Source organism: Pseudomonas sp. MPR-R2A5 (assembly GCF_058793055.1).
The window spans coordinates 1-4,527 of sequence record NZ_JBXAFK010000103.1; the positions used below are offsets into that span (position 1 = coordinate 1).

At 61.6% G+C, this 4,527-nt stretch carries 5 protein-coding genes; 2 read left to right on the forward strand and 3 right to left on the reverse strand.

Going from position 1 to position 4,527, the window contains the following annotated elements; genetic code table 11:
* Nucleotides 1-80: 80 nt before the first annotated feature.
* A complete protein-coding gene (gene rarD, locus AC1Q6I_RS34625) occupies nucleotides 81-962 on the reverse strand; it encodes an EamA family transporter RarD (RefSeq protein WP_102623395.1) in 882 nt (293 codons plus the stop codon).
* 134 nt (nucleotides 963-1,096) lie between these two features.
* On the opposite strand from rarD, the gene AC1Q6I_RS34630 reads away from it, so the two are divergent.
* A complete protein-coding gene (locus tag AC1Q6I_RS34630; RefSeq protein WP_024075362.1) occupies nucleotides 1,097-1,573 on the forward strand; it encodes an Lrp/AsnC family transcriptional regulator in 477 nt (158 codons plus the stop codon).
* A gap of 28 nt (nucleotides 1,574-1,601) precedes the next feature.
* Here the strand turns inward: AC1Q6I_RS34630 and AC1Q6I_RS34635 are convergent, their stop codons facing one another.
* Both AC1Q6I_RS34635 and AC1Q6I_RS34640 read right to left on the reverse strand, forming a co-directional pair.
* A complete protein-coding gene (locus AC1Q6I_RS34635) occupies nucleotides 1,602-2,612 on the reverse strand; it encodes an aldo/keto reductase (RefSeq protein ID WP_102623394.1) in 1,011 nt (336 codons plus the stop codon).
* Nucleotides 2,613-2,693: 81 nt separating this feature from the next.
* On the reverse strand, nucleotides 2,694-3,596 hold the full coding sequence (locus AC1Q6I_RS34640; protein WP_102623393.1) for a LysR family transcriptional regulator: 903 nt from the start codon (nucleotides 3,594-3,596) through the stop codon (nucleotides 2,694-2,696).
* 101 nt (nucleotides 3,597-3,697) lie between these two features.
* Between AC1Q6I_RS34640 and AC1Q6I_RS34645 the strand changes: the two genes are divergently transcribed.
* Nucleotides 3,698-4,402, forward strand: coding sequence for an SDR family oxidoreductase (locus tag AC1Q6I_RS34645; RefSeq protein ID WP_102623392.1), 705 nt, complete (start codon nucleotides 3,698-3,700; stop codon nucleotides 4,400-4,402).
* Nucleotides 4,403-4,527: the final 125 nt, after the last annotated feature.

Sequence of the window (4,527 nt, forward strand, 5' to 3'; positions counted from 1 at the left end):
AGATTTAAGCAAGCCAACCACATCGCCCGTTAATCAGTATTGCAAAAATGGGGGGGACCATAGATTTTTTTGCCTGGGTGTCAGGCTTTTCGCTGGCGCACCAGGTGCTTGAAGCCTTCATATACCAGCACCATCACCGCCAGCCAGATCGGAATGTACGTCAGCCATTGCCCGGCCTTGATCCCTTCACCCAGCAGCAACGCCACGCCGAGCAGCAACACCGGCTCCACATAGCTGAGCAGGCCGAACAGGCTGAACGCCAGCAAGCGGCTGGCAATGATATAGCTCACCAGCGCCGAAGCGCTGATCAAGCCCAGCATCGGGATCAGTGCGTACAGCTTCGGATAGGCATCCAGCACCGCGAAGCCTTGTTCGCCGCTTTGCACGAACCACCAGGCCACCGGCAGCATCAACGCCATGTCCAGCCACAACCCGCCCAAGTGGTCGGTTGCCAGGTATTTGCGCACCACGAAATACACCGGGTAGCCGATGATCACCACCAGCGTGGCCCAGGAAAAACCGCCCGCCTGATACAACTCGTTCAGCACCCCCAGGGCGGCGAAGACCACGGCAATCTGTTGCAGGCGCGAAAGGCGTTCGCCATACACCAGGCGCCCGGTCAGCACCATGGTCAGCGGCAGCAGGAAGTACCCCACCGACACGTCCAGGCTGCGCCCGTTGAGCGGCGCCCACATAAACAGCCACAGTTGCACCCCGAGCAAAGCCGAGGACACCACCACCCCGGCAATCAGCCGTGGCTGGGCCGCCAACCTGCGCAACAGTTCCCACACCCGTCGCCATTCGCCAGTGACCAGCATGAACACCGTCATGCACGGCACGGTCAGCAACATGCGCCAGCCAAAAATCTCCAGGCCGCTCAATGGCGTGAGCAATGACGTGAAGTAATACATCACGGCAAATAACACCGAGGCCGATACCGATAACACAACACCTTTAGACACGCTGTCCTCGCGAAAACCGATAGCTAAAAAAGAGGGGGGATTTCAGGCTGGGAATATATTGCTTTTGAGCTGAGACGTTTGCTCTGTTTTGGGGCATCTTATGGGAAATTTTCTCACACCCAGGGTTCGTACGGATGTCCATCCCCCCGCAGCCACCCCTCGACGCATTCGATGTGGCGATTCTCAAGCACCTGCAACATGACAACACCACCGCCCTGCGGGTGATTGGCGAGCAGGTCAACTTGTCGACGGCTGCCGTGCAGCGGCGAATCAAACGCATGCAGCAGAGCGGGGTGATCACGGCTAATACGGCGGTGGTCAACCAGGAGGCGCTGGGCAAGCCGATCACGATCCTGGTGGAGGTGCACGCCGAACGCACGCACATCGAAGACCTTGATGTACTCAAGGCGCAGATGTCGATTCCCCAGGTGCAGCAGTGCTATTACGTCACTGGCGATGCGGATTTCATGCTGGTGATCGTGGTGGAGACCATGAAGGCATACGAGACCCTGGCCCGGCAGTTGTTCTACGAGAACCGCAATATCAAGTGGTTCCGCAGCATCGTGGTGATGGACCGGGTCAAGGTCAGCCTGGATGTGCCGCTGGACTGAGCCAGCGGTCCAACCGATGGCCGCCGGCTCAAGGTCGCGCGATTCGCCCGGAGACGAAGTGGCCCACGTCATTGAACCCCGGCGTCGACGAATGCCCCGGTGTCACCAGTGAGTCAATGAACGCTTCATCCTCAGCGCTGATGTGCACATCCAGCGCTCCGGTGTAGGCGTCCCACTGGGCTTCGGTACGAGGCCCGACGATCGCCGAACTCACTGCCGAGTTGTTCAGCACCCAGGCAATCGCAAATTCGACCATCCCCACACTGCGCCCTTGGGTGTAGTGCTGGATCTGCTGGGCAATACGCAGTGACTCTACGCGCCATTCGGTTTCCAGGATGCGTTTGTCCTGGCGCGCGGCGCGGCTGCCCGGTTCAGGGGTGACGTCGGGCGCATACTTGCCGCTGAGCACGCCCCGGGCCAATGGGCTGTAAGGCACCACGCCCAGGCCGTACGCGGCGGCGGCGGTGAGCTGTTCGACCTCGGCCTGGCGATTGACGATGTTGTACAGCGGTTGGCTGATGATCGGCTTGTCGACACCCAGGCGCTCGGCCACGCGGATCACCTCGGCAATGCGCCAGCCGCGGTAGTTGGACAGGCCCCAATAGCGGATCTTGCCTTGGCGAATCAGGTCGCCGATCGCCGACACGGTCACCTCCAGCGGCGTGCCGTGGTCTTCACGGTGCAGGTAGTAGATGTCCAGGTAATCCGTGTCCAGGCGCCTCAGGCTGGCTTCCAGCGCGTTGAAAATCCGCTTGCGGTTCAAACCGCTGCGGTTGGGCACGCCGTCGACGGGGCCGATGCCGACTTTCGAGGCCACCACCCAGTCCTCGCGATGACGCACGATGGCCTCACCGACGATTTCTTCGGAGCGCCCGCCGGTGTAGACGTCGGCCGTGTCGATAAAGTTGATGCCCTGGTCCCAGGCCTTGTCGATGATGCGCAGCGAGTCCTCGGTGCTGGTCTGTTCGCCAAACATCATGGTGCCCAGGGTCAGCGCGCTGACCTTCAAGCCGGACTGGCCCAGTGTGCGGTAAATCATGGAAAACTCCTCGAAACGCGCAAATGTACGTTATGCAATACCAGACTCGCAGGCTCTGGAACAAGCCCTGCGCGCGTTTCTTCATTCGTTCAGCAAGGCCTGGCAGCGCACCTGTAAAAAACGGTGCAACACCTTCACCCGCTCCGACACTTGCAGGCGGTGGGGGCACATCAGGTTGAACGGCGTCGGTTCGCCCTGCCAGTCCGGCAGCAGTTGCACCAGGCGTCCGGCCTTGAGGTCGCGGGCGATATCCAGGTTGGCCTTATAGGCGATGCCATGGCCGGCCAATGCCCAGCGCCGCACGATTTCACCGTCATCGCTCAGGTAATCGCCCGTCACCTCGACTTCCTGGAGCACGGCGCCTTGGCGAAAGTACCAGGTGTTGTTGGCGCGCCCCTGGCGCATGTAGCGCAGCGTGTTGTGTTGCGCCAGCTCCGTCGGGGTGCGCGGCGTGCCATGGCGCGCCAGGTAGTCGGGACTGGCGCAGGGGATGCGTCGATGATCGTGCACCACCGGCAGCGCCACCAGGCTGGAGTTCCGGGGGACACCGAAACGCAGGGCGATGTCGACGGTTTCGCGGAACAGGTCGGCATTGCTGTCGTTGAGCATCAATTGCAAACGGATGTTGGGGTGCTCGAGCTTGAACGCATCCAGCCAGCCCAGTACCACGTTGCGCCCGAAATCCGACGGCGCCGCCAACTGCAACAACCCGGTCAAGCCGTGGCTTTGCTGCCTGAGCGCTTGCTCACCCTCGGCCAGCGTCGCCAGCGCCTCGCGCACGCTGTCGAGGTAACGCCGACCCTCTTCGGTCAGGCGCATGCTGCGTGTGGAGCGGGCCAGCAGGCGACTGCCCAGGCGGGTTTCCAGGCGCTTGAGGGCGATGCTGGCGGCGGCCGGGCTCAGCCCCAGGCTGCGCGCGGCGGCAGACAGGCTGCCGGTGTCGGCGGTGCGAACAAAGACTTCCAGGTCGAGAATCGAGCTCATTTATAAAAATCCTTTAAAGATCCTGTCGTTTTACCGGGATTTTTCGTCGATTGCCAAGCTGGGAAGATGAACGCTCACTTTCTAACCCAGGACATTTCCCCATGACATCCTCCCTCAGCGGTCAAACCGTGATCGTGATCGGCGGCAGCAGCGGTATCGGTGCCGCCGTGGCCAAGGCGGCGACCGCACGTGGTGCGCAGGTGGTGTTGGCCGGCCGACGCCTGTCCTCCGGCGTCGATAACGGCGTGCGCAGCGAACCGGTGGACGTGACCGACGCCGACTCCCTCCAGCAATTGTTCGAACGCGTGGGGCGCTTTGACCACCTGGTCTATACCTCGGGCCCTTCGGTACGGGCCAAACCCCTGGTCGAAACGGACCTGGACGAAGCCCAGGACAATTTCAACGTGAAGCTCTGGGGTTCACTGCGCGCCATCCAGTTGGCCCTGCCTTTTATGCATGAGCGCGGCAGCATCAGCCTGACCTCTGGCCAGTTGGGGAGAAAATTGGCGCCGGGGCAGTTCATCAAGACCGGCATCAACGCCGCCACTGAAGCATTGGGCAAGCAACTGGCCAAGGAGCTGGCACCGCGTCGGGTCAATGTGATCAGCCCAGGCGTGATCGACACACCGGCGTATGCCGGGCTGGCTGAAGAACAACGGCTGGCGATGTTTGCCAAGGCGGGCGGCGCGTTGCCGGTAGGGCGCGTGGGGCAAGCGGAGGAGGTGGCGGCCGGGTATGTGCTGGCCATGGAGAATGGCTTTATGACCGGTGCCGTGATCGATATCGACGGCGGCGGTCTGCTGTAGCGCTGTCGCCCGGCAAACTGGTCTCCCAGTTAAGCGTACCTCGCCTTCTGTAGGAGCGAGCTTGCTCGCGAAAAACCTCAACGATAACGCGTGTTTCCTGAATCAACGCGGCGCCTGTGAGTTTT

Excerpts from the sequence above, each read along its gene's own strand:
- AC1Q6I_RS34635 (WP_102623394.1), bottom strand. The coding sequence starts at position 2,612 with ATGATTTACCGCACACTGGGCCAGTCCGGCTTGAAGGTCAGCGCGCTG.
- AC1Q6I_RS34645 (WP_102623392.1), top strand. The coding sequence starts at position 3,698 with ATGACATCCTCCCTCAGCGGTCAAACCGTGATCGTGATCGGCGGCAGC.
- AC1Q6I_RS34630 (WP_024075362.1), top strand. The coding sequence starts at position 1,097 with ATGTCCATCCCCCCGCAGCCACCCCTCGACGCATTCGATGTGGCGATT.
- AC1Q6I_RS34640 (WP_102623393.1), bottom strand. The coding sequence starts at position 3,596 with ATGAGCTCGATTCTCGACCTGGAAGTCTTTGTTCGCACCGCCGACACC.